Raw genomic sequence first — 24,552 nt, 5'->3', positions numbered from 1 at the left:
AAAGGATATGATTAATATGGTTAATATGTTAGATGAATATAACGGTCATAAAGACATAAAAAAAATGACCTTAGAAGAGCTAGATAATTTGGCAAAAGATATTAGAACATTTTTAATAGATAAAGTTTCTAAAACAGGAGGACATTTAGCCTCTAATTTAGGAGTTGTAGAGCTTACATTGAGTTTATTTAATGCATTTGATGTAGATAGAGATAAGATTGTTTTTGATGTAGGCCACCAATCTTATATATATAAGATATTAACAGGTAGAAAAGAAAAGTTTGATAGTTTAAGACAACTTGGAGGAATAAGTGGATTCCCTAAAAGAAATGAAAGTATATATGATTGTTTTGACACGGGACATAGCAGTACGTCTATATCTGCAGCACTAGGCATGGCTAGAGCTAGGGATCTTAAAAATAAGAAAAACAATATAATAGCTGTTATAGGTGATGGTGCCTTAACAGGTGGAATGGCTTTAGAAGCACTTAATGATGTGGGATATAGTAAAACTAATTTAATTATTATACTAAATGATAATCAAATGTCTATAGATAAAAATGTAGGTGGGATGTCCACATACTTAAGTAAGTTAAGAGTAGATCCAAGATACAATAAATTAAAAGATGAGTTTAATTCTACTATGGAGAGAACTTCAGTAGGTAAAGGTATAGTATACTCTATAGATAAATTTAAAGGCAGTATAAAACATATGGTTGTACCTGAAATGCTCTTTGAAGATATGGGGATAAAATATTTAGGCCCTATAGATGGTCATGATATTAAAGAAATGAGCAAAGTTATGAACCTTGCAAAAAACATACAAGGTCCAGTATTAATTCATGCTATAACAAAAAAAGGTAAGGGGTATAGTTTTGCTGAAGATAACCCGAATAAATTCCACGGTATAGGACCTTTTAGCTCAGATAGTGGAGAGCTTTCTTCTTCAAGTAAAAACAACTATTCAAAAGTTTTTGGAGATGAACTGCTAAAAATTGCAAAAGAAGATGAAAATGTTGTAGCAATTACAGCTGCTATGCCTGATGGTACAGGTTTAAAAAAGTTTGCTGAAGCTTACCCTGAAAGATTTTTTGATGTTGGAATAGCAGAACAACACGCTGTAACTCTTGCAGCAGGAATGGCAGCATCAGGTATTAAACCAGTATTTGCTGTATATTCAACCTTCTTACAAAGAGCTTTTGATCAAATACTGCATGATGTATGTATACAAAACCTTCCCGTAGTATTTGCTATAGATAGAGCAGGTATAGTTGGAGAGGATGGAGAAACCCATCAAGGAGTCTTTGATATATCTTATCTTTCATGTATGCCTAATATGACTATATTAGCACCAAAATCCATGGAAGAATTAAGACCAATGTTAAGATGGTCATTAAATCAAGATTCACCTGTTGCAATAAGATATCCTAGAGGTGGGGACATGGATGGGATAAACTTTCAGCCTTTAACATTAGATAAAATTAAAAAAGGAAGATGGGAAAGGTTAAGATTAGGTGATGATGTTGTTATAATAGCCACTGGCAAAATGGTTCAAATGGCAGAAAAGGCAGCAATAATTCTTGAAAAAAGCAATATAAATGTAACAATTATAAATGCATGCTTTATTAAACCTATAGATAAAAGGATGATAAAAGATTTAGTAGATAATAATAAGATAATAATTACACTAGAGGATAATGTAATATCTGGAGGTATGGGATCTGAAATTTTAAATTACATAAGCACACTAGGTAGTTCTATTAAATTTAAGAGTTTGGGCTTTGTTGATGAATTTATAAATCAAGGGGATATAAAGTCCTTATATAAAAAATATAATTTAGATCCAGAGGGTATAGTTAATTCAGTAATAGAAATGTTATAATAATAAATAAAACAATTAAGGAGAAACAATGTCGGTTATAAAGGAAAGAATAGATGTTTTAGTAGTTAATAAAGGCCTATTTGAGTCTAGAGAAAAGGCTAGGGCAAGTATTATGGCAGGTAAAATATTTGTAGATGGAATAAGGGTAGATAAATGCGGAGAAAAAGTTAAGGTAGATTCTAATATTGAATTTAAAGGTGAAAAGCTTCCATATGTAAGTAGAGGAGGCCTAAAACTTGAAAAAGCAATAAAAGATTTCGGACTTAATTTAAAGGATAAGGTATGTTTAGATATTGGAGCCTCAACAGGAGGGTTCACAGATTGTATGCTTCAAAATGGAGCCTCAAAAGTATTTTCTATAGATGTAGGATACGGACAGTTCGCATGGAAATTGAGAGTAGACCCTAGAGTTACTTGCATGGAAAGAACGAATGTAAGATACGTAAAGCCAGAAGATATAGGTGAGTCTTGTGGTTTTGCAAGCATAGATGTATCATTTATATCACTTAAAACAGTTATACCGCCTATATTAGATCTTTTACAAGATAAGGGCGAGGTTGTAGCTTTAATTAAACCACAATTTGAAGCAGGCAGAGAAAAGGTGGGTAAAAAAGGCGTAGTTAGAGATCCTGAAGTACATAAAGAGGTTATTACAAATATAGTAAATTTTTTAATTAATCACAATCTAACTATAATAAGATTAGATTACTCGCCAATAAAAGGACCAGAAGGTAATATTGAATATTTAGTTTATTTTTGCAAAGATGAAAGAAATACAAATTTTAACAAAGAACAAATTGATTTAATAGTGAATAAATCTCATAGCAATTTATAACTTAAAAAGGGAGCTGTAGATTTGAGCAGAATTAAGAGCATAGGTATAAATGTAAATACCTCTAAGGATAAAGATGAAAAAACACTTAAAGAAATAATAAAGATTATAGAAAAGAAATTAGGACATATAGATATAAAGGTATATAAAGACTCAAAAGGACTCGGTAGAAATGAAGATCCTAATATAGAAATGTTGATATCACTAGGTGGAGATGGAACCATGTTAAGTAGTGCTAGAGAAGTATCACAATTTAATGTGCCTATACTAGGAGTTAATATTGGTACCTTAGGTTTTTTAACAGCAGTGGAGATATTAGAATTTGAACAGGCCATAGATGTTATTTCAAAAAACAACTATTCTATAGAAAAAAGATTAATGTTAAATTGTGTTGTAAACCAAAACCATAAGGAGGAACTAAGAGCATTAAATGATATCGTAATATCTAAGGCTGTGCTTTCAAGAATAGTTATATATGATATAGAAATAAATGATGTTTTTTATTCTTCATTTAAAGGCGATGGTATTATAATTTCCACACCCACAGGATCCACTGCTTACTCATTATCTGCAGGAGGTCCTATAATATATCCCACATTAGATTTAATAAGTGTGACCCCTATATGCCCTCACACACAAGGAATAAGAACTATGATATTTAAATCTTCAGATAAAATTAAAATTACTGTAAGAATGGACAATGAAGAAATTTATCTTACATCGGATGGACAAAATTCACTAAGACTTTCAGATGATGCAAGTGTGGTTATATCTGGTGACCATAATAAATGTCATATAGTTAGGCTAGATGGCTATGATTATTTTGATATACTTAGAAAAAAGATAATGTGGAGAACTGAAGAGGTTGTAGGTGATAGATGGTGAAATCTAAAAGGCATTCAAAAATATTAGAAATTATATCTTTAAAAGATATCGAAACCCAAGAAGAATTAGCAGAAGAGCTAAAAGAGAGTGGATTTAATGTAACTCAAGCAACTATATCTAGAGATATTAAAATGTTAAAGCTAACAAAGGTTTTGTCCTCTGAAGGTAGATATAAGTATGTTGTAATTTCTAGAGATCAAAACCAAATATCAGATAAACTTGCAAGTGTTTTAACTAATACTGTTTTGTCCATAGAAAGCATAGATAAGATGGTGGTTATAAAGACACTTTCAGGATCCGCATCAGCCGCAGCAGAAGCTATAGATAATTTACAACTTACAGAAATTGCAGGGACTATAGCAGGTGATAATACCATATTAATTTTAGTAAGATCTTTAGAAAGAGCTGAAGAATTAGTAAGAAAGATAAGAAAGCTTATATAAAAATTAAAAATTATTAAATAGGAATTTAAGGTGGTAAGAAAATGCTTCTTCAACTAAATATATATAATTTTGCATTAATTGAAAAGCTAAGCATATCATTTAAGGGTGGATTTAATGTGCTTTCTGGAGAAACAGGAGCAGGTAAATCTATAATTATTGATGCCATTAATTATGTTCTTGGCAGTAAATTTAATAAGGACTTAATAAGAAGTGGAGAACAAAAAACTTACGTCGAAGCTATTTTTTCATTAGAAAACCCAAAGACACTACTATTATTACAAGAGTTAGAAATAGAGTATGATGATATTATAATCATAAGTAGAGAAAGCTTTCAAAATGGCAAGAGTATAGTAAAGGTTAATGGAAAATCTGTAATCCTTTCCTCACTAAAAAATATATCAAGTACACTTATTGATATTCATGGTCAACATGAAAATCAAAATCTTTTAGAGGCTAGCAATCACATAAATTATTTAGATGATTTTTCTGATAGAGATTTTGATATAAAGAAAAAGGATTATGAAAAAAGTTACAGAGAATTAAATGATATAATTAAAAAAATTGAAGATATAAAAGGAAAAGAAGATAGAGAAAAGCTAATTAATTACTTAGAGTATCAAATTAATGATATTGATTCTGCAAATTTAGATCCAGATGAAGAAAAGAATTTAGAGGAACGATTTAATATATTATCTAATGCAGAAAAGATAAGTAAGAGTATTAATATTGCCTATGGAGTATTAAATGATAGTGATGAAAACTTCACATCTACAAAGGATTTAATAAATTCAGCCCTTAAAGAGTTAAGAAATATAGAAAAGCATTCAGAAAAAATAAATACTTTAGCAGAGCAACTTCAAAGTATAGGTTTTTCTATGGAAGACATAATACTTGAGCTTAGAGGCATAAAAGAAGATATCATATATGATGATAATGAACTTGAAAAAATAAACGCTAGATTATATAAAATAGCGGATTATAAAAAAAAATATGGGAAAACTATAGATGAAATTCTTCAATACAGAGATAATATTAAAAATCAATTTGAAGAGATCACAAATAGTGAAGAGATATTAAAAGAACTTGAATTGAAAAAAGAAAATTTAATGAAGATATTAGAAAAAAAGGCAACTATCATACATGAATTAAGAAAAAAGACAGCTAAGATATTAAAAAGTAAAATTAAAGTGGAATTAGATTATATTGGTCTTGAAAAGAGTAATTTCGATATATCTATCGAATATACTGACTCATTTAATATTGATGGTAAAGACAAAGTGCAATTTTTAATCTCCACTAATCCAGGCGAGCCTTTAAAGCCTTTAGAAAAGATAATTTCAGGTGGAGAACTTTCAAGAATAATGTTAGCTTTAAAGACTATATTTGTAGATAATGATAAAATTCCTACAGTTATCTTTGATGAAATTGATACTGGAATAAGCGGTAGGATTGCTCAAAGAGTAGCAGAAAAGATGTATTTAATATCTAAAGCACATCAAGTTTTTTGTATAACTCATCTTCCTCAAATAGCCAGCATGTCAGATAATCACTTTTTAGTATATAAAACTATAAATAATAATAAAACTTATACGAAACTTACGAGTCTTACCACTAAAGAAAAAGAAATAGAAGTAGCAAAAATGATAGGTGGGATTGAAGTTACAGAAGTTACTTTGAAAAATTCAAGAGAAATAATTAATTTAGCAGATAAATCAAAGGAGACACTATCATAAAATATCATAAATTTAATACATACTTAATAGATATAATCACAAAATAAAACTATAAATTAATTTTATAGTTTTATTTTTTTGAAGTTTATCAATAAATAGAGCTTTAAAATATATATTTACTCTTATAACATTATTATTACAGGATATTAGTATAAGAAAAAGGGGAATTTAAAACTAATGAAATAAAAAAGGAGGAGAAGGCATGAGAAAAAATATATCTAATAAGTTATGCTTTATTTTAACTCCTATATTTATTCTTTTTTCTAATATATTTTTTAGCTTTAGTGAAACGCCAAATTTAATATTAGTAAAAGAAAGTCAAAGCATAAATGTAAAACAAGTATTACAAAAGAATGATATAAACAAAGATACCTTAAAATTCCATCCTATATTTTTTACAAATAGAAACACTTTAAATTCTTTGCAAAGTAAAAGCATTATAAAATCTAATGGAAAAAGTATTTCAGAAATAGAGATTTATCCTGGTGGAAATAGCCTTGGAATAAAACTCAATACAAATGGAGTGTTAGTAGTTGCATATTCACAAATAGAAAATGAATCAGAAAATATACCTAGTATATCTGAAAAAGGTGGAATTGAAATTGGCGATAATATATTAAAAATAAATAATGTGGAAATAAATACTGCAGAAGATATGGTAAGAACAATAAATAATTGTGAAGGAAAAGAAATTTCACTTATTATTAATAGAAAGGGTAATATTATTGAGAAAAGTATTATGCCTGTAAAAGGTAAAGGCGGAAGATACAAAATAGGATTATGGATAAGGGATTCAACTTCTGGTGTAGGGACACTAACTTTTTATGATGATACTACAAAAAAGTTTGCTGCATTAGGTCATCCTGTAACAGATGAAGATACAGGAAATATAATGACTATAAAAAATGGTGAAATTATAAAGGCATCTATTGTAAGTGTAAAAAGAGGGGAAAAAGGAAGTCCTGGAGAACTTAAAGGAAACTTTATAGAAGAAACATTACCTCTAGGAAATATAATAAATAACACTGAATGTGGAATTTTTGGAGAAGTTTCAGATAATATAAAAGGTTTAAAGTTTAATAAGCCCCTAAAGATAGCCTCAAAAGAAGAATTAAAAGAAGGACCTGCTGAAATAATAACAACCATAGATGATTCAGGACCGAAAAGATATAAAATAGAAATAGAAAAATTATTATACCAGGATAAACCAGGACCTAAGAGTATGGTAATAAAAGTTACAGATAAAGAGCTTTTGGAGAAAACCGGTGGAATAGTGCAAGGCATGAGTGGAAGTCCTATAATTCAAAATAATAAACTAGTTGGGGCTGTAACACATGTATTAATAAATAAGCCAGACACAGGATATGGCATATATATAGAGTGGATGTTAAAAGATTCTGGTATACTAGACTAATAAAAACAATTTACTATAAAATTTATATATAATTAAGAGTTTACCATCATATATATAAATAAAATGGAAAATACTAAAGAGATTTAAAACTTTTTAGTATTTTCCATTTAAATAACATAAATTATTTAGTTTAAGAAGGAAAAGCATTAGTTTTGTCGAAATAGTAATTGTTAAGATTTGGAATAAGATATTAAAGGGGGAAAGGTAAGATGGAAGAAGCAAAAATTTCAGTTCTAATTGCGGATGATAATAAAGAATTTTGCAATATTTTAAATGATTATCTACTTAATCAAAAAGATATTGTAGTAGCAGGTATAGCAAAGGATGGGTTAGAGGCATTAAAATTAATAGAAGAAAGAAAACCTGATTTAGTTGTTTTAGATATTATAATGCCACACTTAGATGGATTAGGTGTCCTAGAGAGATTAAATATCATGAAGATAGACCCTATGCCAAGGGTGATAGTATTATCAGCAGTAGGACAAGATAAAATAACACAACGAGCTATAAGTTTGGGAGCAGATTATTATGTAGTAAAACCTTTTGATATGAATGTTTTCATAAAAAGAATAAGGCAAATGTTTAATAATACATTAGCTACAGATACAAAGAAAACTGTTGTTTCAATATCAGATAGTGTAGAACTAAGACCACTAAAAAAAGAACCCATGGATTTAGAAGGTGAAATAACTAACATAATTCATGAGATAGGAGTGCCGGCACATATAAAAGGATATATGTATCTAAGAGATGCTATAAGCATGGTAGTAAACGATATGGAGCTTTTATCAGCAGTAACAAAAGAACTCTATCCTTCCATTGCAAAAAAATACAATACTACTCCAAGTAGAGTAGAAAGAGCAATAAGGCATGCTATTGAAGTAGCTTGGGGAAGAGGAGAAATAGAAACTATAAATAAAATCTTTGGATATACTGTACACAATCAAAAAGGAAAACCTACAAATTCTGAATTTATTGCTATGGTAGCAGACAAGTTAAGACTTCAAAATAGAGTAGTATAAATTAGGGTACTGGTAGGTTACAAGCTTTTATATAGTGTGCTTTGATAGCAACTAACTTCATTTTAGACCAATTAATATATTAGATAAATAAAAATACACTTTTGTATCAGAAATATAATTTTTGATATGGAGGTGTTTTTATTTTGCCTAGAATTAAAAAATCTGAAAGAAAACTAGAAGATACTTTAGAAGATTTTATGGTTAATTGTACAAATAAAGATTTAACTTTAAAAACTTTAAAAAGTTATGAAAGTACAATTAAGTTATTTTTGAAGTTTTTGGAAGAAGAATATAACATTTTAGATTTAGGAAAAGTTGAAGAAAAACATATAAAAGAATATTTAACATTTACAAAAGAACGAGGGAAATATAGCTTTGTAACAGATGCTAGAACCACAAAAATTAATAATCCTAACAATCGTAAAGATTTTGGAAAACAAGTATCTAACTACACCATAAACAGTTATCTAAGAAATATCAAAGTGTTTTTTAGTTTTTGTTTGGAGAATAACTATATAAAAGTAAATCCTACTACAAAACTTAAACAATTAAAAATAAGTAGAAAGCCTAAAGAAGAAATATCAGATTTAGATTTTAAAAAGCTTATAAGTGCCATAGACACTACTACATTTCATGGACATAGAGACTATGTCTTAATTCATTTGTTAATGGATACAGGTATGCGAATTGGAGAAACTTTAGCATTAACAGAAAAAGATATATTAGCAGATAAAAGAGCAATTTTTATAAGTGCCACTATAAACAAAGGCAGAAGAGATAGATATGTTTTTTATTCCGTAACAATGCAAAAGATTTTAACTAGATGGTTAGATTACAAAGATAGATATATGGATACAGATTATTTATTTCCAAGTGCTAGAAATAAAAAGTTAGAAGTAACAAATGTAGAAAAGAATATTAAAAAATATGTATTGTTAGCGGGAATAAATCCAAATATATCTTGTCATCACTTCAGAAATAATTTTGGTAGAAGATATTTAACTTCAGGAGGAAACATATATCAGCTATCACAAATACTCGGTCATAGCAGTGTAGAGGTAACAGAACAAGCTTACGCAGATTTAACTGTAGAAGACATAAGAAAGAGCTATCAGCTTCACAGTCCATTGGAGAATATGAAATAGGAGGATTTTATTATGAAAAGTATTAAAGGGTTTAATAAATTAACTACTCAGCAACAAGAATTATTCCTAAAAATATATACAAAACATCAAAGTATACTAGGTGCTTCAGCAAAAGTAGAATATACACCAATTTCCGTTAAGTTAGAAGATGGCTACTTTAGAACTACCTTTAAAAATAAACAATGGCTACATTATAAATTTAATGGAACTTGGTACTGATTAATGGCAAATAAAAAAAGCAGGTACTAGTAATACCCACTTTTAATTGAATAAAGATTAACTTAACCTTTACCCTCAACAATATACAATTAATTGGATTATACCAAAAAAAGTTGAGTTTGTAAAGGTCAAGTTTCCTATTGTTTAAAATAGGTAAGTTGTCTAAGCACTAGAGCAACTCTAAATAATTTCTAGTAGGATTAGCTATGCCGATGCAAAACAAGTAGCTGGGACAAGCAATATTTCTACTATTGTATTGTTTGCCCCTAAGAAGGATGTGTATAGCCTTCTAACAAATTATACAGGTAGGTTTACTGGATAGCAATATCAGCTTTATATGTTAGCTCTAGGGCAGTAATTAGAGTGTTTAAGCATATACAACAATAGTAGTACTAAAGAAACCTAAGCATACTATACAAAACTTTAAATTATCAATATATAAAGAGTATCTTAATTGGTACTCTTTCCCTTTTTATCTCAAAAAGCACTTTTCTAGGGCAAACTACGTCTATTTCCTAGCAACTTCCAAAACTTTAATTGGTGTGGTTCAAGAAGTCAAGTTAATTCTAAAATGTTTTTTAACAATTTAGAAAAAAGATTTTAATAACTCGGTTGAAACGATTTGCAGATCCGAAACTCATGGATGATATAGACATGAGTTTCGGATCTAGCGAATAACTACACCCGACCAACATTTTGTTGGTGGGATAAAATGTCCTAAGCCAAGAGCAAATAGCAAGAGAATTAGGGGTAGACGTTAGAACTATTCAAAGGCTTAAAAAACTCCAAACTTTATCTCCAGACTTACAACAACTTATTGAAGACGGTTCAGTAAAAGGCAATTCCGAAAATCGGTCTAACCGACTTTTAAACTTCTTAATTACAACAAATGCCCTATAATACACCATCTAAAAGTTTACCCTAGTGTTTATACCTATTCCGTCCTAAAACACTAAACAGGTCAATATAAGTGTAATTTGATAGGTGTATGCGTTCTATTATATGTTCTATTACCTTTCTATTATCTATTAGTGGTTTAATCAGTGGTCTACTCATGTAGTATTTATAGTAGCCTACTAGACCACTAAAACCATACTTAAACCCTTACTTATACTAATCTAAAAACAATCAATAAGGAATATAAAAGGTTAGGTATAAAGTAATTATAAAAAATGTTAACCACCAATAGAAACCCCTTTAAACGTTGGTATTGCTATTGTTGTTAATTGTTTCCATTATCATAAAATGGCTTTAACACAAGTAGCCCCAACGTTTATAGGCTTTTTACGTTAATGGTCTCTAAGGGAACACATAGGAAATAAAATATGTAACGCAAAGGTACTTATTTTCCTTTTTATGAATAGCCAAGTAATCTTAATTGAAGCTACATCTAATAAAACAAAATATTGTAAATCATGTGCAAAAGGGATGGAATTAGAAAAATATAAAAAATATAATAAGAAACGTAAAATTAACCACCAATAGAAAAACCCACTCTATCCATTGATACTACTTGTCTAGGAGGTGATTCACTATTATCTTCCTTTTTATGAATAAGAAAAGGTAGACATTAGAATGGAAAAGTTAAAACGTCATAGATTACAAAAACTCTATAACCATTGATACCACTACTTTACAAGCTTTTGTAAATAAAAGTAAAAATTGAAAAACAACCCTCAAACCATTGCTATTACTTGTTTACAAGGATTATTCCTTAATGGTCTCTAAGGGAACAGTACATATAAAGATAAAATAAAAAAAGAATGTAACGAAATAGAAAACCCACTCTAGCCATTGATACTACTAGTTTAAGAGGTGATTCACTGTTATTTTCCTTTTTATGAGTAGTAGAATAGTAGACGGAGCAGAAAACTCTATAACTATTGGTATTACTAATTCATAAGGCTTTTGGCAATAAAAGGGAAAACTCAAAAACCTTACTCTAACCATTGAAACCACTTGTTTACAAGGATTATTCCTTAATGGTCTCTAAGGGAGCACTACACATAATTGTGGAATATTAATAGAAGCTAAAAGTGGAAGAATAAAATATTGTAAATCATGTGCAAAAGAAATACAACTTGAATGGCAAAGAAAAAGTATGAAAAAATTAAGAAATCATAAAATGTGAAGTGATAGAAAAAATCCGTCCCTTGATACAACCAGCTTGTAGGGTTTGGAGAAAAATGGGAACTAAGAAAACAACCCTCAAACCATTGGTATTACTAGCTTACAGAGTTTTACCCTTAATGGTCTCTAAGGGAACAGTACGATAAAAACGCATTTAGTATATTTATTAAGTATATTAAATGGGGTTTTATTATTAACCCTATTGTTAATTTTGTTGTTATCATAATAGGTAAGTTTTATTACTTTTGTAGTTGGTTCAAACCCAACCTTCCTCAAATTAAAATGTATAAAGTGATGTGATGGGGAATTAATGCCATTAAGAGCATCTATTAGCTTATAGGTGCTTTTATTTTATTTAAAATAATAATATTAATAATATATTTTTTTAGGCAACTAAAGTTTCCTAAATAGGTGGAGGAGAAACATGGAACAGGAGGAATTAAGATGTAAGTTAATAGAACATTGTAATTCAAGAGGTGTAAAGTATTCATTTATTGCTACAAAATTGAATGTAAATAAATCAACATTATCAAGATTCAAGGACAATAAAAAAGTTTTAGGTAAAGAATTATACAATAAACTAAAAAAATATTTAGAAATGGAGATGTAAAGATGAAAAAAGGTATGGATTTACAACTATTCGCAGAGGAATCACCAGAAACAATAGAAACAGAGGTTATTGATACAACAGAGAGAACTACAGAAACTGAAACAGAGCCAAATAAAGAAACTGAAACATTAGAAACTAAGTTGAAGGAATTAGAAGATAGGGAAAAGGCTTTTAAGGTTAAAGAAACAGAATTTGCCCTTAAAACAGAATTAACTAAGGCTAATCTTCCAACAGAACTAACTAAATACTTAAAGATTGATAAAGGTCAAGATCTTAAAGCATTTGTAAAAGATTTAGGTAAAATAATTAATAATTTAAAACTAGAAGGTGCTTATGTACCTACAGACAAAAATACTCAAACAGATTTAATAACTAAAAAACAATTTAAAGAAATGGGATATGCAGAAAGGTTAAATCTTTATAATACAAACCCAAGTCTATATGCAGCACTCAGCAAATAACACTCTATTATTTTAGGGTGTTTTTTATATGTCTTTTTTGGCTTAGACGTTAAAGAAAGCACTAAAAAATGAAAGAAGGAATTTTAAATGGCAAACTTAATAAAACCAGAATTATTTACATCAATACTAGGAGCAAAATTCACAGGAGCAGTAAAGGTATTACCTTTAGCAGTAGATTTAGGAGAAATAGAAGGATTCAGAGAAGTTGGAGAAACTATTCACTTTCCAAGATTTGAAGCTTTAAGTGGACTTGTCACAGATATGAAAACAAAGGCAGAAATGGACACAGAGAAGTTAAGTCAAAAGGATTCTACAGCTATAATAGAACATATAGGTAGAGCAGTAGCAGTAGAAGATTATGAAGACCTTACAGCACTAGGCAATCACATCGACGAAGCAGGAAGACAATTAGGTGTAGTATTTGCCAGACATTTAGATAGTAGATTAATTGCAGAAGCAAAGAAAACTTTATTAATATCAACACCAGCATCTGCAAACAAAATAAGAGAAACAGAATTAAATGATGCACTAGGATTATTTGGAGATGAGCAAGATTCAGAAGATTTTGCTGGAATCATAATAAATAGTAAATTATTAGGTGCTTTCTATGAAATGCAAGGATTCGTAGATAAGAATAAGACATTTGTAACAGATGGTAGTGGAATAATTAGAAATGGTTTAGTTGGATATTTTAGAAATATACCAGTAATTGTTTCTGACAAGGATACATATGACACTTCCACAAAGAAGTGTGAAACATTAATAATCAAAAAAGGATCTTTAGGCTACAAAATGAAAAAGGAATTTAACACAGAAATACAAAGAAACGCAAAAGCAAAATCTTCTGATATTTGTGCAGATGCTATTTTTGCAGTTAAATTGCTAAATGAAGAAGGTATAGTTTTAATAAAGTAATAAATCAGATTTTAGGTGTGGGAATAATATCTCACACCTTTAAAACAATTAAAATATTGAGGTGATAAAAATGTCTATGAGAGCAGAAGGGTTTAGAAGAATTAGAGAATCAAGGAATCTAACACAAAAGGAACTAGCAGATAGGATAGGGTGTACTAGAAACTATATCAGCATGGTGGAGAATGGGTTTAGAATACCAACAGATGAATGGATAGGAAGATGGAAAACATCAGTATACCAATAATAAAATAGGAGGAATCAAGTATGGAGAAGTATTATGTTATAAAGAATAAATATTTAGCAGAAGGGTTAGCATTTTTAGGATTTAGATATTTTAAATATAATCAAAATGGCAAAGAAACATACAGCTTTATTAAAAATGAAGATTTTTTAAATGCAATGCAATCAATTATAAAATTAAAAAATGAAATAGGATATAAAAATAATTAGGAATGGAGATGTCACTTATGAAAATCAATTTAGATACTTTAAAAAATGAAATAGAATTAAATAAAAAATACAATATAAAAATATTATGTGAAAAAATGAATATAGAATATAAAGATGATACAAAATTTAGAAGAAAAATATTGACATTGATAAAAGAAAATATGCAAATAACAGAAGAAGGAAGAGGTAAAGGATATAAAATAATAATTAATAAAATAAATAGTGGGTTTGAATACATAGATGGTAGAGGTAAAAGTGAAGGTAGTAGAGGTCAAAATAAAATTTATGCTCAATACATAGACCTTTTATTGCATAAATACTTAATAACACAGGCAAATGGTAAAAATATAGTGAATACAACTAATAATAAGATTGCAGAAGCTACAGGAATAGTTAATTGTAATTATAGAACAGCCATAGCTAATCAAGAGAAATTTTACAACACAATAAAAAATGAAATAGAATTAAATAATAATACATATTGTATGTTTGATACATTTAAGAATGTAAAAACTAAAATAAGAGAAGTTGTAAAAGGTAGTTTAGATAGATTACAGAAAGACAATACAATTTCATATGAAATTAGTACATTTGTATATGTAAATAATGTAAGTAGAATAGCTACACCAGAAGAACTAGAAATAATAACCAAATATGAGGAAAAAATATTGTGTGAAATGAATATAACAAAAAGGCAAAAAGATAATAATTATAAGCTAAATAGAGAATTTAATGTAAAAGTTCTTAAAAAGGTACAAGAAGAAACCAATATAACAAGAATTTATAAGGGATATGAGATAATTATTCTAAATAAAAATATAGAAAGCTTTAATGAGGGAGAATACATAACAAAATTAAATAATGAAATATTAAAGTTTTTGAGAAATAAATCAATGCAAGAAGAAAATAAAGTGTCAGAAAATAAAAGCTTTATTGGTAAATGGGAAATTGATAGAAATGATGAAGAATATATAACAAAATGCAATAAAATAATTGAAATAATTGTGAATGTAACATATCAAGATATAAAAAATAAAATAATTAGGTGTAAAAATAATAAAATAAGTACTCAATTGAGTGCAGAAGAGCAAGATGAAATAATATATAGTCTTATAGATAATTTAGATGTAGAAGATGTAGATATAGACTTTTAAGGTATATTATTTTACCGTGCTTCTCAACATCACTAAGAAGAGTATATATTACTTAGTGTGTTTGAAAAGCACGGTAAACTTTATTTTTTGTCACTTCTCAAAACCTCTAAGAAGAAGAGTAACCGACTATCTTTCAAATTCCCTTATATAATACTTATTATTCTTATATAAGGGAATTTGAAACTTGTACACCTAAAATTATAATTCTTAAAGATTTGATTACATAATACAGGGCTACCTACGGTAGTGATGGCGCTACGCACCATAATTCCCATTCATATAAAATATAATAATAGTTAATTGCGGTGGGGTTTGGGGAGGTGCTAGGTTAATTAGGAATACTAGCACCGTTAGGTGTGTGTAGTCCTTTAACCCTCCCCATATATAGGTAAGTTAGAGTTGTCCAGGGGTTACAACCATGTCAAAGCAAACGCTACGGTATATATTTTTATGTTGTGCAAAGGGAACTATTGGAACTACAACGTTCGTGTCAAAGGTTTAATAATAATTATTTTATAATTTTTGCAAGAGTCCAATTTTGGACTGGTCGAGTTTTACAGACGTTTAAATCAATCCAAAATTTACAGACATACAATCATTCAACTTTCATTCACACGTTTAACTGAAATGGGTGTTAAGGTTAAAAAGTGCCTTAAACCGTTGGTATCATTGGGTTTGCTGCTAATAGGCTTAAACCATTGGTATGACTGGGTTTGAAGGTGTTGTAGAAAAGAAGTTGAAATAAATACAATGAAATAGAGATAAAAATTCAGATATACGAAATATGAACATCTGAAATAAATATAATGTATAAATATACATAAAACGTGCATAATTATACATTTGGAAAGAGGGAATAAATATGGCAAAACAAAGTTATAAGATAGACAGATTTGTAGAATGGTATTTCAATACACCAGATAAAACAGAAGAGAGTTTTAAGCCTTTAGCTCCAACTATGGGCATTACATTAGATACTTGTCTAAAGAATTTTAAAACTAAGGAACAATGGATTAAAGTTGCAAAAGAATATCTAAATAATTCTAAGGATTCAGAAATGCTAGATATATATTTAAAAATGCAAGAAAAAGCTAAACAAGGTGATGTTAAATGTGCGGATTGGTGTCAAAAGTTCTTCAAAAGTGATTTTCTAGTAAATAAAACAGATGAAGTTAACGATTACCTAAGCGGTATAGAAATAGAGGTGGATTAAACGTGGGATTGAGTGCAGAAAATGTTTTGAAACTTAAATTTTTATTACAGGATGGTCATGAAGCAGATTTTATAAGAAGTTTTATTAAAATAGTAGATAAAGATACAAATACAGTACCTTTTTTACTTACATCAGAGCAAAAAGAATTTGTTGATTCATTAGAAAAGTTTAATATTGTATTAAAAAGTAGGCAACTAGGATTAAGTGTTGTTACTGTAGCATTAGCAATAAGAAGATGTATAGTGTACCCTAATTCAAATTGTATGCTGGTTTCTCACGATCAAAAGTCATGTAATGCGATATTTGATAAGCTAAAACAACAATTTAATAGTTTGCCTAAATGGTTAAAACCAAAAACATTAGCAAATAATCGTCAAGAAATAAAAATGGAAAATGGTAGTAAAATTACTTGTGTATGTGCTGGAAATAAAGATGTTGGACGTGGAGATACATTACAATTAGTACATTTGTCAGAGTTTGCTTTTTGGAAGATGCCTAAGAAACAACTTAATAGTATTACACAAGCTTTAAGTGCAGATGGTAAATTAATAATAGAATCTACAGCAAGTGGACTGAATGAGTTCCATGATTTATATTTTCAATCAAAACATGGGGAAAACTCATATAAAAGTTTCTTTTTTAATTGGATAAATGGAAGTACTCTATTCAAAAAGGATTATTTAAAAAGTGCAGAACTCTATAAAATAAGAAATAATGGAGCATTGACACTAGAAGAATTAGATGAAGAAGAAATAGAACTTAAAAATATGGGTGCAAGTATAGATCAATTAATGTGGAGAAGGTTAAAAGTTGCTAATACAGGTGTTGAAGCATTTCATCAAGAATATCCTAGTACCGATACAGAAGCTTTTATATCTACAGGAGCAAATGTTTTTGATAATAGTAGAATTTTAAGTGTAGAGAAGGCTATAAAAGAAGAAAAACAACAATATATCAATAAGAATAATCTAATAGATTTACCTATAGATTTAATGGCACTATATGGTAGGTCTTTTTTCATGTATAAAATCCCAATGGAAGGTAGACGGTATGTAATTGGTGTAGATATGTCAGAGGGAGTTGGACAAGATTATTCTGTATTAGAAGTATTAGACAAAGAAACAGGGGAGCAAGTAGCAGAATTATATAATAATCAAATAAAACCATATCAAATGGTGGATTTACTTTATTCTTTAGGTATGTATTTTAATTATGCTTTATTATGTATAGAAAAAGCTTCAGGTGGACATAGTGTCATAGAAAAATTAAGGTATGATAAAAATTACATGAATATGGTTAAATATAAGACTTATGATGAAAGAAACAAAGAAAGATGGAATATAGGATTTGACACTAATACAAAAACAAAAAGTATGGCAATAAATGATCTAAGAGAAAGTTTTGAAAAAGGTGAAATAAAAATAAATAGTATAAGAGTTCTACAAGAAATGAAAATCTTTAGCATAAAAGATAATGGGACAATGGGAGCAACAGGCAGCGGACATGATGATACTGTAATGGCTATGGCACTAGCAATACAAGCTATTAAATATCCTTATTGGTACATATAAGTAAAATAAATTTGAAAGAAGGAATAAAATTGAATTTTGAAGAATATTTAAAAAGATATTATAATGGAGATATTGTTGCATTATTGCATGACGAAATAATGAAACCAGAGCATCTACAAAGAATAAGTGAAGACAAGCAGATGAAATTATATTTGCAAGGTAAACATAGGATAACAACTAAGCCAGATATGGAATGGAAGAAAGAAAAATTCACAACAACTAAGCTTGTAATCCAAAAAGCTAAAACAATTCTCAATATACATAATACTTATTTGTTAGGTAAAAGAGTTTCACTTAATGGTACAGAAAATATGGTAGATATATATAATAATGTTTATCGTTTAGGAAAGTTTCATAATCAAGATTTTAATATAATCAGAAAAGTAAATCAAAGTGGTAATACATGGGAATATGTATATAAGGGTGCTAAAGGAATAACAAGTAAAATTATTAATTCTGATTTAGCTTATCCAATATATAATTTTAAAAATGAATATATCGCTTTCATAGAATACTATAAGATTAATCAAACTGAATATTGGAATTTATATACAGAAGATAAGGTGCAAGAGTTTAACACAGAAGATGGGATATTAAAACTAGAAAAAGAAAGTTCTAATATTGGTGGCTTACCTATACATTATAAAAATTATAGTGCAGCTAGTGAAGTATATGGAGAAAGTGAACTAAAAGATATAATACCAATATTAGACAAATATGAAGAGATAATAAGCAAGATGATAGATAGTGTGTATTGTTTAAGTCTTAATCCTATAGGAGTTGCAACAGGACAAAGTGTAGTTGGTACTATGGATGCAGATATGGTAGGTCAAATAATCAACTTAGATAGTGGAAAATTTGATTTTGCTACAGGTGAATTAGACTATAATAGTATAAAATTAATTTTAGATAACTTGAAAGAATGTTTACAAGATGTTAGTAGTACACCTAGCGTGGCTATGGGTAATAGTAATATAGCAAATGTATCAGAGGTATCCTTAAAAATGTTGTATGAGTTAGCTACAAAGAAAGCACAGCTAAATGAGAAGTGGCTAAGAAATGGAATGGAAGAAAGATGGGAAAGAATAAAAAATATTTTGTTGCTACAAGGTGTGGAAATTAAAGATAATGAATATATTGATTGTGAATTTAATTATTCTATACCACAAAATACAACAGAAATAATAACAAATCTAAGTAATCAATATAAAGATGGTGCAATGAGTAAGGAAACTTATATACAAATAAGTCCACTTACTACAGATGTAGGGCAGGAAATGGAACGAATAGGTCAAGATAATAAGGTGAATGAGGGTAATGAGGTAGAATAAGGTAGGATAGATAAGTGATATAAATAAGTAGATATATGTACTAATAGTTTGTACCGACCGATAGAGAATCGAGCGGTGATTTGTTGGTAATCCATTGGTAATTAAAAGATATAGATAATTATAAGATGATATTAATAGTTGCTAATGGATAATGATTATTGATTATAATGATTAGATATTGTTAAGTAACTAATTCAGAGTAGAATGGTCGGGATTAGAACCTCATTATACACGCTCCCACGTGTGTCATATATCATAGTCTATCACAACACAACAACAGCCTACCACAAGCTACTACTATACACTACCATATACTACTATATTGACAATAAAAGGGTATAATCACATATTACCAATGAAAGAAATGAATATACCAATATCATAATAAGTATAGATAATGTATATTATACGTACTTAATTATTTGATGTAAGATTATTACAAAGAAGAGGTGAATTATATCTATATTGTTGTAAGTGTTGGTATGACTAGGTTTGAAGGGGTAGGGGGGTATGCACGGAAAAGGTGTAGTATATACATCAAATCCCTATCAGAAGAGGGAAATAATTATTAAAAGCTTGTAAGTGTTGGTATGACTAGGCTAGGGGCTTTATTGATATAATTAATAATGTCGTGAAACGGAGGTTTAGCGACGTTGGGGAAATATGGTAGTTGAGTATATAGTAGATAATGAATAGGATAAATGAAGTATTTATATATAAAACTTGCAAGTTCGAATGGTAATGAGAACCCCCATTCTTATATATAAGGGTGGGGTTAGTACAATTTTTACCCACAAAAGAAATATCATCTACCATATCCAAACCTAAGCACACCATACGGTTACCCCTATATTACCGTATTTAATAATCATACATATATATATTCTATATTTACTTATATTGCGCAAAGATGTAATGGAAGTAGGTTAGATGCAACTATTGAAGAAAAGAGTGACAATTATTTAATAGCCTATCATCATATAGGACGTTCTATAAATAGGACGTCCTTTTTTATACTCAAAAATAAACTCAATAGGAGGAAATAAAATGAAAATACTAGAAAGACTTAAATTAGAATTAAATAATCAGGAATATTATACAGATATAGAATATACACAATTCCTAACAGAAAATAACCTAATCCCAACTTTGGATTATGACAAGCAACTAAATCAGAGGGATTTACTATTAACTGTATTAGATATTTTAGAATCAATATCAAATGATATAGATCTAATGAGAAAAATTGCCGACGATAGTAATGGATTTACTACAGAAAATGCTTCAAAATTCTTATCACAACGTAAAAGTGAAATTAAAGCTAAAATAGCAACTTTACCAGTAGAGCAAATAGAATACTCTAATGTAGCACCATTGATTGTAAGAAGGTGGTAATATGGATATACAACTAAAGCACTTCAAGGAGCAATTAAAAAGAACTAAAACTATAGCCACAATAAATAATCATAAACATAAAGTAGTTACAAAAAATATAGATGATAAGAATAAATTTATGTCTCAAGATATTCAATATTTATTTATAGAAAAGGATATTATAAATCAGGGTGATATAGTAGGAATTGAAAACAATAAATATATTGTAGTAGATTTATTTAAGTCTACATATTCTAAGGCTACTATAATAAAAGTAAATTCTAGTATTAAATTTGCTTTAGATAAAAAGGTAAACTTAATAGATGCTATTATGACACCTATAAGCAAACAAGATGTATATAATTCTAATGTGCTACAGATACCAATAGGAGATATAAAACTTACAGTACCTAGAAATAGCTTGAGCATGAAAATAGATATAGATAAAAGGTTTATAAAATGGGATAGTGCATGGAAAATAACAGGGAAAACCTATGAGCATGATGGATTAGTATATTTTTATTGTAAAAAAGATCAAATAGACAATAATATTGATGATGCTAAAGAAGAATTAGCTAATAAAAATGAAGTTTCTTACGAAAAAATAATGGCTGATGATATTACATTTAAATTAAATAAAACCGCTGCAATAGTAGTAAAGTATTATAAAGATAATATTCTACAAGAAACAAATCCTAAATTTATATACACTTCAAACAAGCCTAATATATGCAAGGTAGATGATGCTGGAATTATAACAGGATTAGAAGTGGGTAAATCTACTATAACCATAAGCTATTTAGATTTAACCACAACTATTAACGTAGAAGTAGAAGAAGTTCCTACAGTTGTAGATTTAACGATTTATGGTAAGAGTTTTAAGATATATAAAGGAAAAACTATTGAATATGTACTTAAAACAGAAGAGGAAGGTGGAACTGTTCCATCTGGCACTTATACATGGTCTTTGACAGGAGCAGAACAGTTAGGAACATTAAATCAAACTGATAATTTAAGTGCTTCTATTACAGCTTTCCCAACAGCAGACTATGGAGAATGCACTCTTAAAGTAGTTGGTGATAATGGTATAAGTTTAGAAAAGACAATAATTATATTTTCAAGAATGTTGTAATCAAACAAAGACTTCTAACAGTAAATAAATTAGAAGTCTTTTTATTTTGTCTAATATTAATAAAAGGGGTGATGATAAATGGAAATAGCACTAATAAAAGGGTTTGAGTATGCTTTATTTATAAGTTTATTTATATATGTACTGAAAGAGCAAAAAGAAAGAGATTTAAGATCAGAGAAAAGAGCAAAAAGATATATAAAACTTTAAAAGATTGGAGTGATAAAGAATGGCAGATGATATATGTAATGAAAGACACTTAGCTATAAAAGAAAAATTATCTATACACGATGCTAGGATTGATAATCATGGTGTAAGGATAGATAAGTTAGAACAAAATGACACAGCTAATGCTGTAAGAGTAAATAATTTATGTGATCAATTAGCAAATTTAGTAGTTACTATAAGGTGGTCTATGGGGTTTCTAGTTGGTGGCTTTATAACGTTTTTCTTCTATGCAGCTCAAAAGGGATTAATAAAATAAAGGTCTATTAATTAGTAGTCAAAAAGATTAAGATTAATTTCTTAGTCTTTTTTTTGCTTTTTTCTTCAAAATATAATTATTTTACTTGTATTAGGTAAATTTATAATATATAATGTTTATAAATACTAGGTACAACTAATTTTACCCTAACTGTACCTACTGATACAAGAGAATATTTAATACAATTAAAAACTAAAATGAGCCAGTTACTACGTTTTACTGTACACAATCAAAAAGGAAAACCTACAAATTCTGAATTTATTGCTATGGTAGCAGACAAGTTAAGACTTCAAAATAGAGTAGTATAAATTAGGGTACTACAGTGTGAGAAAACTTGGACTTATATTTATAGACCAATAGATATAAAACTATTCCAATGAATATTTTAAATTTAGAATATTAACCTTCAATATTTTTAAAAAAAGATATTGGAGGTTTTTTATTGTGAAAGGTAATATAAAAGTTATAAGAATATGAACTCCATAATAGACATATATATATCTAAGACATATGATAATAAAAAAGATCTAGGGAGGAAAAAGTAATGAGAGATAATAAGTACGTTAATGTTATTACTCAGCATATTCAAAACAACTTTTGGCTTTATATTGTAAGTTTGTTATTTTTATGTACAGGCATAGTACTCGGAATATATGCAATGAAATATATGTCAGAGGTAGATAAATTAGATTTATCAAATTATTTTAATTCATTTATTGAAATCCTTACTTCAAAAGAAATAAATAATAAAAGTATATTTTTCGAAGCAATAAAAAATAATGTATCTATGATTTTTCTTATATTCTTCTTAGGAATAACTTTTGTGGGACTGCCTTTGATACTTTTAATTAATTTAATCAAAGGATTTACTATAGGATTTACCATCTCATTTGCCATAGATATGTTAGGGGGAAAAGGCTTAGTATTAGCTTTAATTGGGGTTATGCCGCAAAATATAATATACATTCCTTGTATAATGGGAGCATCGGTAATATCTATGAGGACATCTTTAGACAAGATGAAAAACAACCTCTTTGGTAAAAAAAACTATGCTATTAGCGAAAATAAAAATATGATAGTCAGTATAGCTACAATAATACTTATAGTAAGTTTAGGTATATTAATGGAAAGTTATGTTACTCCTTCAATATTAAAATATTTATTACAATAATAAAATGCCTATAATACAGAAAACTTTTTAACTTTACATAAATGTGTTAATATATATAGTATATATTAAGGATTATAGGTGAGATTTATGGATGAATACATGGAGAAGTATATAAACTTTATAAAAAGTAAAAATTTATCTAAAAATACTATAGAAGCTTATAGTAATGATTTAGAGAAGTTTTTTGCATTTTTAAATAATAGGGAAGAACAATTTAATGAAGTTGATGAAATTTTAATTATGTCTTATGTTCAACAACTTATAAAAGAAGGTATAGCTAATTCTTCCATAAATAGAAATTTGGTTACTCTTAGAAATTTCTATAAATTTTTATTACAAAAACATCTAATAATAGAATCTCCAATGATAAGTTATGAACTACCCAAAATAAAAAGAAATCTTCCCAAAATACTTACAATAGAGGAAATGAACACCTTGCTAAACTTACCGGATACAGCAACATATAAAGGTGTAAGAGATAGAGCTATGCTAGAATTAATGTATGCAACAGGTATTAAAGTTACAGAACTACTAAATTTAAGAATTTTTGATGTAAACCTAAACATGGAGTATATGGTCTGTAAAGGCTCAAAAGAAAAGGAACGAATAATACCACTAGGAAGTGTAGCCATAAGATATGTTAGGGAATATTTAGATTTAAGAAAAACTATAAGTAATTCAGAAAGCTTATTATTGTTCTTAAATTCAAGAGGAAATAAGATGAGTCGTCAAGGATTTTGGAAAATAGTTAAAGCTTATGCTAAAGAAGCTAGCATTGATAAAGATATAAATTTATATACATTTAGACACTCTTTTGCTGTTCACCTTTTACAAAATGGTGCAGATATTAAATCAGTGCAGGAACTTTTAGGTCACGTTGACATATCTACTACAGAAATTTATTATTCTATAACTAAAAAGAATAAATTAATAGAAGTATATAAAAAGGCTCATCCAAGAGCTTAAGGACCTAAAATTAAATAA

25 protein-coding genes are annotated in these 24,552 nt (G+C 28.4%); all 25 read left to right on the top strand.

Going from position 1 to position 24,552, the window contains the following annotated elements; translation table 11 throughout:
- Positions 1-16 precede the first annotated feature (16 nt).
- The 25 genes from dxs to xerD all read left to right on the top strand — a co-directional run bounded on the left by dxs (position 17) and on the right by xerD (position 24,534).
- Positions 17-1,882, top strand: a complete 1,866-nt coding sequence (dxs, locus tag BV55_RS0112675; protein ID WP_029453180.1) for a 1-deoxy-D-xylulose-5-phosphate synthase — start codon at positions 17-19, stop codon at positions 1,880-1,882.
- A 28-nt stretch (positions 1,883-1,910) separates the two neighbouring features.
- Positions 1,911-2,717, top strand: a complete 807-nt coding sequence (locus BV55_RS0112670) for a TlyA family RNA methyltransferase (RefSeq protein WP_029453179.1) — start codon at positions 1,911-1,913, stop codon at positions 2,715-2,717.
- Between the two features lie 21 nt (positions 2,718-2,738).
- Positions 2,739-3,599 (top strand): NAD(+)/NADH kinase, encoded by an 861-nt coding sequence (locus BV55_RS0112665; RefSeq protein WP_242850879.1) that lies wholly within the window; start codon positions 2,739-2,741, stop codon positions 3,597-3,599.
- Positions 3,596-4,042, top strand: a complete 447-nt coding sequence (locus tag BV55_RS0112660) for an arginine repressor (protein WP_029453177.1) — start codon at positions 3,596-3,598, stop codon at positions 4,040-4,042. Before BV55_RS0112665 ends, BV55_RS0112660 begins: the two co-directional genes overlap by 4 nt.
- 41 nt (positions 4,043-4,083) lie before the next feature.
- The gene (recN, locus tag BV55_RS0112655) at positions 4,084-5,775 is read left to right on the top strand and encodes a DNA repair protein RecN (RefSeq protein ID WP_029453176.1); all 1,692 of its coding nucleotides are present in this window, start codon (positions 4,084-4,086) and stop codon (positions 5,773-5,775) included.
- 202 nt (positions 5,776-5,977) lie between these two features.
- The gene (gene spoIVB, locus BV55_RS0112650; protein WP_029453175.1) at positions 5,978-7,189 is read left to right on the top strand and encodes a SpoIVB peptidase; all 1,212 of its coding nucleotides are present in this window, start codon (positions 5,978-5,980) and stop codon (positions 7,187-7,189) included.
- A 209-nt stretch (positions 7,190-7,398) separates the two neighbouring features.
- Complete coding sequence (spo0A, locus tag BV55_RS0112645; RefSeq protein ID WP_029453174.1) at positions 7,399-8,211, top strand: sporulation transcription factor Spo0A; 813 nt, start codon at positions 7,399-7,401, stop codon at positions 8,209-8,211.
- 143 nt (positions 8,212-8,354) lie between these two features.
- The gene (locus BV55_RS0112640) at positions 8,355-9,356 is read left to right on the top strand and encodes a tyrosine-type recombinase/integrase (protein WP_029453173.1); all 1,002 of its coding nucleotides are present in this window, start codon (positions 8,355-8,357) and stop codon (positions 9,354-9,356) included.
- Positions 9,357-9,368: 12 nt separating this feature from the next.
- Positions 9,369-9,575 (top strand): hypothetical protein, encoded by a 207-nt coding sequence (locus BV55_RS0112635; protein ID WP_029453172.1) that lies wholly within the window; start codon positions 9,369-9,371, stop codon positions 9,573-9,575.
- Positions 9,576-12,129: 2,554 nt separating this feature from the next.
- Positions 12,130-12,315, top strand: a complete 186-nt coding sequence (locus BV55_RS0112630; RefSeq protein ID WP_029453171.1) for a hypothetical protein — start codon at positions 12,130-12,132, stop codon at positions 12,313-12,315.
- Between the two features lie 2 nt (positions 12,316-12,317).
- Positions 12,318-12,776 carry a hypothetical protein gene (locus BV55_RS0112625; protein ID WP_029453170.1) on the top strand — a complete coding sequence of 153 codons (459 nt, stop codon included), beginning with the start codon at positions 12,318-12,320 and terminating at the stop codon, positions 12,774-12,776.
- Between the two features lie 87 nt (positions 12,777-12,863).
- A complete protein-coding gene (locus BV55_RS15730; RefSeq protein WP_029453169.1) occupies positions 12,864-13,691 on the top strand; it encodes a major capsid protein in 828 nt (275 codons plus the stop codon).
- Between the two features lie 70 nt (positions 13,692-13,761).
- Complete coding sequence (locus tag BV55_RS15455) at positions 13,762-13,935, top strand: helix-turn-helix domain-containing protein (protein WP_084170570.1); 174 nt, start codon at positions 13,762-13,764, stop codon at positions 13,933-13,935.
- A 20-nt stretch (positions 13,936-13,955) separates the two neighbouring features.
- Positions 13,956-14,141 carry a hypothetical protein gene (locus tag BV55_RS0112610; RefSeq protein WP_029453168.1) on the top strand — a complete coding sequence of 62 codons (186 nt, stop codon included), beginning with the start codon at positions 13,956-13,958 and terminating at the stop codon, positions 14,139-14,141.
- A 17-nt stretch (positions 14,142-14,158) separates the two neighbouring features.
- Positions 14,159-15,295, top strand: coding sequence for a hypothetical protein (locus BV55_RS0112605; protein ID WP_029453167.1), 1,137 nt, complete (start codon positions 14,159-14,161; stop codon positions 15,293-15,295).
- A gap of 862 nt (positions 15,296-16,157) precedes the next feature.
- The gene (locus BV55_RS0112600) at positions 16,158-16,508 is read left to right on the top strand and encodes a hypothetical protein (protein ID WP_051652505.1); all 351 of its coding nucleotides are present in this window, start codon (positions 16,158-16,160) and stop codon (positions 16,506-16,508) included.
- A 2-nt stretch (positions 16,509-16,510) separates the two neighbouring features.
- Positions 16,511-18,079: a terminase large subunit domain-containing protein gene (locus tag BV55_RS0112595; RefSeq protein WP_029453165.1), complete on the top strand. Its 1,569-nt coding sequence runs from the start codon at positions 16,511-16,513 to the stop codon at positions 18,077-18,079.
- Between the two features lie 29 nt (positions 18,080-18,108).
- Positions 18,109-19,410: a phage portal protein gene (locus BV55_RS0112590; RefSeq protein ID WP_035794426.1), complete on the top strand. Its 1,302-nt coding sequence runs from the start codon at positions 18,109-18,111 to the stop codon at positions 19,408-19,410.
- Positions 19,411-20,457: 1,047 nt separating this feature from the next.
- Positions 20,458-20,805, top strand: a complete 348-nt coding sequence (locus BV55_RS0112585) for a hypothetical protein (protein ID WP_029453163.1) — start codon at positions 20,458-20,460, stop codon at positions 20,803-20,805.
- Between the two features lies 1 nt (position 20,806).
- A complete protein-coding gene (locus BV55_RS0112580; protein WP_029453162.1) occupies positions 20,807-21,916 on the top strand; it encodes a hypothetical protein in 1,110 nt (369 codons plus the stop codon).
- Positions 21,917-21,994: 78 nt separating this feature from the next.
- Positions 21,995-22,123 (top strand): BhlA/UviB family holin-like peptide, encoded by a 129-nt coding sequence (locus tag BV55_RS15450; RefSeq protein ID WP_084170569.1) that lies wholly within the window; start codon positions 21,995-21,997, stop codon positions 22,121-22,123.
- A 19-nt stretch (positions 22,124-22,142) separates the two neighbouring features.
- Complete coding sequence (locus BV55_RS0112570; protein ID WP_029453161.1) at positions 22,143-22,397, top strand: hemolysin XhlA family protein; 255 nt, start codon at positions 22,143-22,145, stop codon at positions 22,395-22,397.
- A gap of 122 nt (positions 22,398-22,519) precedes the next feature.
- Complete coding sequence (locus tag BV55_RS15445) at positions 22,520-22,705, top strand: sporulation initiation factor Spo0A C-terminal domain-containing protein (RefSeq protein WP_423752114.1); 186 nt, start codon at positions 22,520-22,522, stop codon at positions 22,703-22,705.
- A 236-nt stretch (positions 22,706-22,941) separates the two neighbouring features.
- Positions 22,942-23,568: a stage II sporulation protein M gene (gene spoIIM, locus BV55_RS0112565; RefSeq protein WP_029453160.1), complete on the top strand. Its 627-nt coding sequence runs from the start codon at positions 22,942-22,944 to the stop codon at positions 23,566-23,568.
- An 87-nt stretch (positions 23,569-23,655) separates the two neighbouring features.
- Positions 23,656-24,534: a site-specific tyrosine recombinase XerD gene (gene xerD / locus BV55_RS0112560; protein WP_029453159.1), complete on the top strand. Its 879-nt coding sequence runs from the start codon at positions 23,656-23,658 to the stop codon at positions 24,532-24,534.
- Positions 24,535-24,552: the final 18 nt, after the last annotated feature.

The organism is Clostridium algidicarnis (genome assembly GCF_000703125.1).
Lineage (GTDB): Bacteria > Bacillota > Clostridia > Clostridiales > Clostridiaceae > Clostridium_L > Clostridium_L algidicarnis.
Note: the sequence above shows the minus strand (reverse complement) of the source record. Positions and strands in the feature narration are given on the sequence as shown.

Coding starts and splice junctions, on each gene's coding strand:
- BV55_RS0112635 (WP_029453172.1), top strand. CDS start 9,369: ATGAAAAGTATTAAAGGGTTTAATAAATTAACTACTCAGCAACAAGAA.
- dxs (WP_029453180.1), top strand. CDS start 17: ATGGTTAATATGTTAGATGAATATAACGGTCATAAAGACATAAAAAAA.
- BV55_RS0112610 (WP_029453168.1), top strand. CDS start 13,956: ATGGAGAAGTATTATGTTATAAAGAATAAATATTTAGCAGAAGGGTTA.
- BV55_RS15450 (WP_084170569.1), top strand. CDS start 21,995: ATGGAAATAGCACTAATAAAAGGGTTTGAGTATGCTTTATTTATAAGT.
- spo0A (WP_029453174.1), top strand. CDS start 7,399: ATGGAAGAAGCAAAAATTTCAGTTCTAATTGCGGATGATAATAAAGAA.
- BV55_RS0112585 (WP_029453163.1), top strand. CDS start 20,458: ATGAAAATACTAGAAAGACTTAAATTAGAATTAAATAATCAGGAATAT.
- BV55_RS15730 (WP_029453169.1), top strand. CDS start 12,864: ATGGCAAACTTAATAAAACCAGAATTATTTACATCAATACTAGGAGCA.
- BV55_RS0112605 (WP_029453167.1), top strand. CDS start 14,159: ATGAAAATCAATTTAGATACTTTAAAAAATGAAATAGAATTAAATAAA.
- BV55_RS0112670 (WP_029453179.1), top strand. CDS start 1,911: ATGTCGGTTATAAAGGAAAGAATAGATGTTTTAGTAGTTAATAAAGGC.
- BV55_RS0112580 (WP_029453162.1), top strand. CDS start 20,807: ATGGATATACAACTAAAGCACTTCAAGGAGCAATTAAAAAGAACTAAA.
- spoIIM (WP_029453160.1), top strand. CDS start 22,942: ATGAGAGATAATAAGTACGTTAATGTTATTACTCAGCATATTCAAAAC.
- BV55_RS0112630 (WP_029453171.1), top strand. CDS start 12,130: ATGGAACAGGAGGAATTAAGATGTAAGTTAATAGAACATTGTAATTCA.
- xerD (WP_029453159.1), top strand. CDS start 23,656: ATGGATGAATACATGGAGAAGTATATAAACTTTATAAAAAGTAAAAAT.
- BV55_RS0112600 (WP_051652505.1), top strand. CDS start 16,158: ATGGCAAAACAAAGTTATAAGATAGACAGATTTGTAGAATGGTATTTC.
- BV55_RS0112625 (WP_029453170.1), top strand. CDS start 12,318: ATGAAAAAAGGTATGGATTTACAACTATTCGCAGAGGAATCACCAGAA.
- spoIVB (WP_029453175.1), top strand. CDS start 5,978: ATGAGAAAAAATATATCTAATAAGTTATGCTTTATTTTAACTCCTATA.
- recN (WP_029453176.1), top strand. CDS start 4,084: ATGCTTCTTCAACTAAATATATATAATTTTGCATTAATTGAAAAGCTA.
- BV55_RS0112570 (WP_029453161.1), top strand. CDS start 22,143: ATGGCAGATGATATATGTAATGAAAGACACTTAGCTATAAAAGAAAAA.
- BV55_RS15455 (WP_084170570.1), top strand. CDS start 13,762: ATGTCTATGAGAGCAGAAGGGTTTAGAAGAATTAGAGAATCAAGGAAT.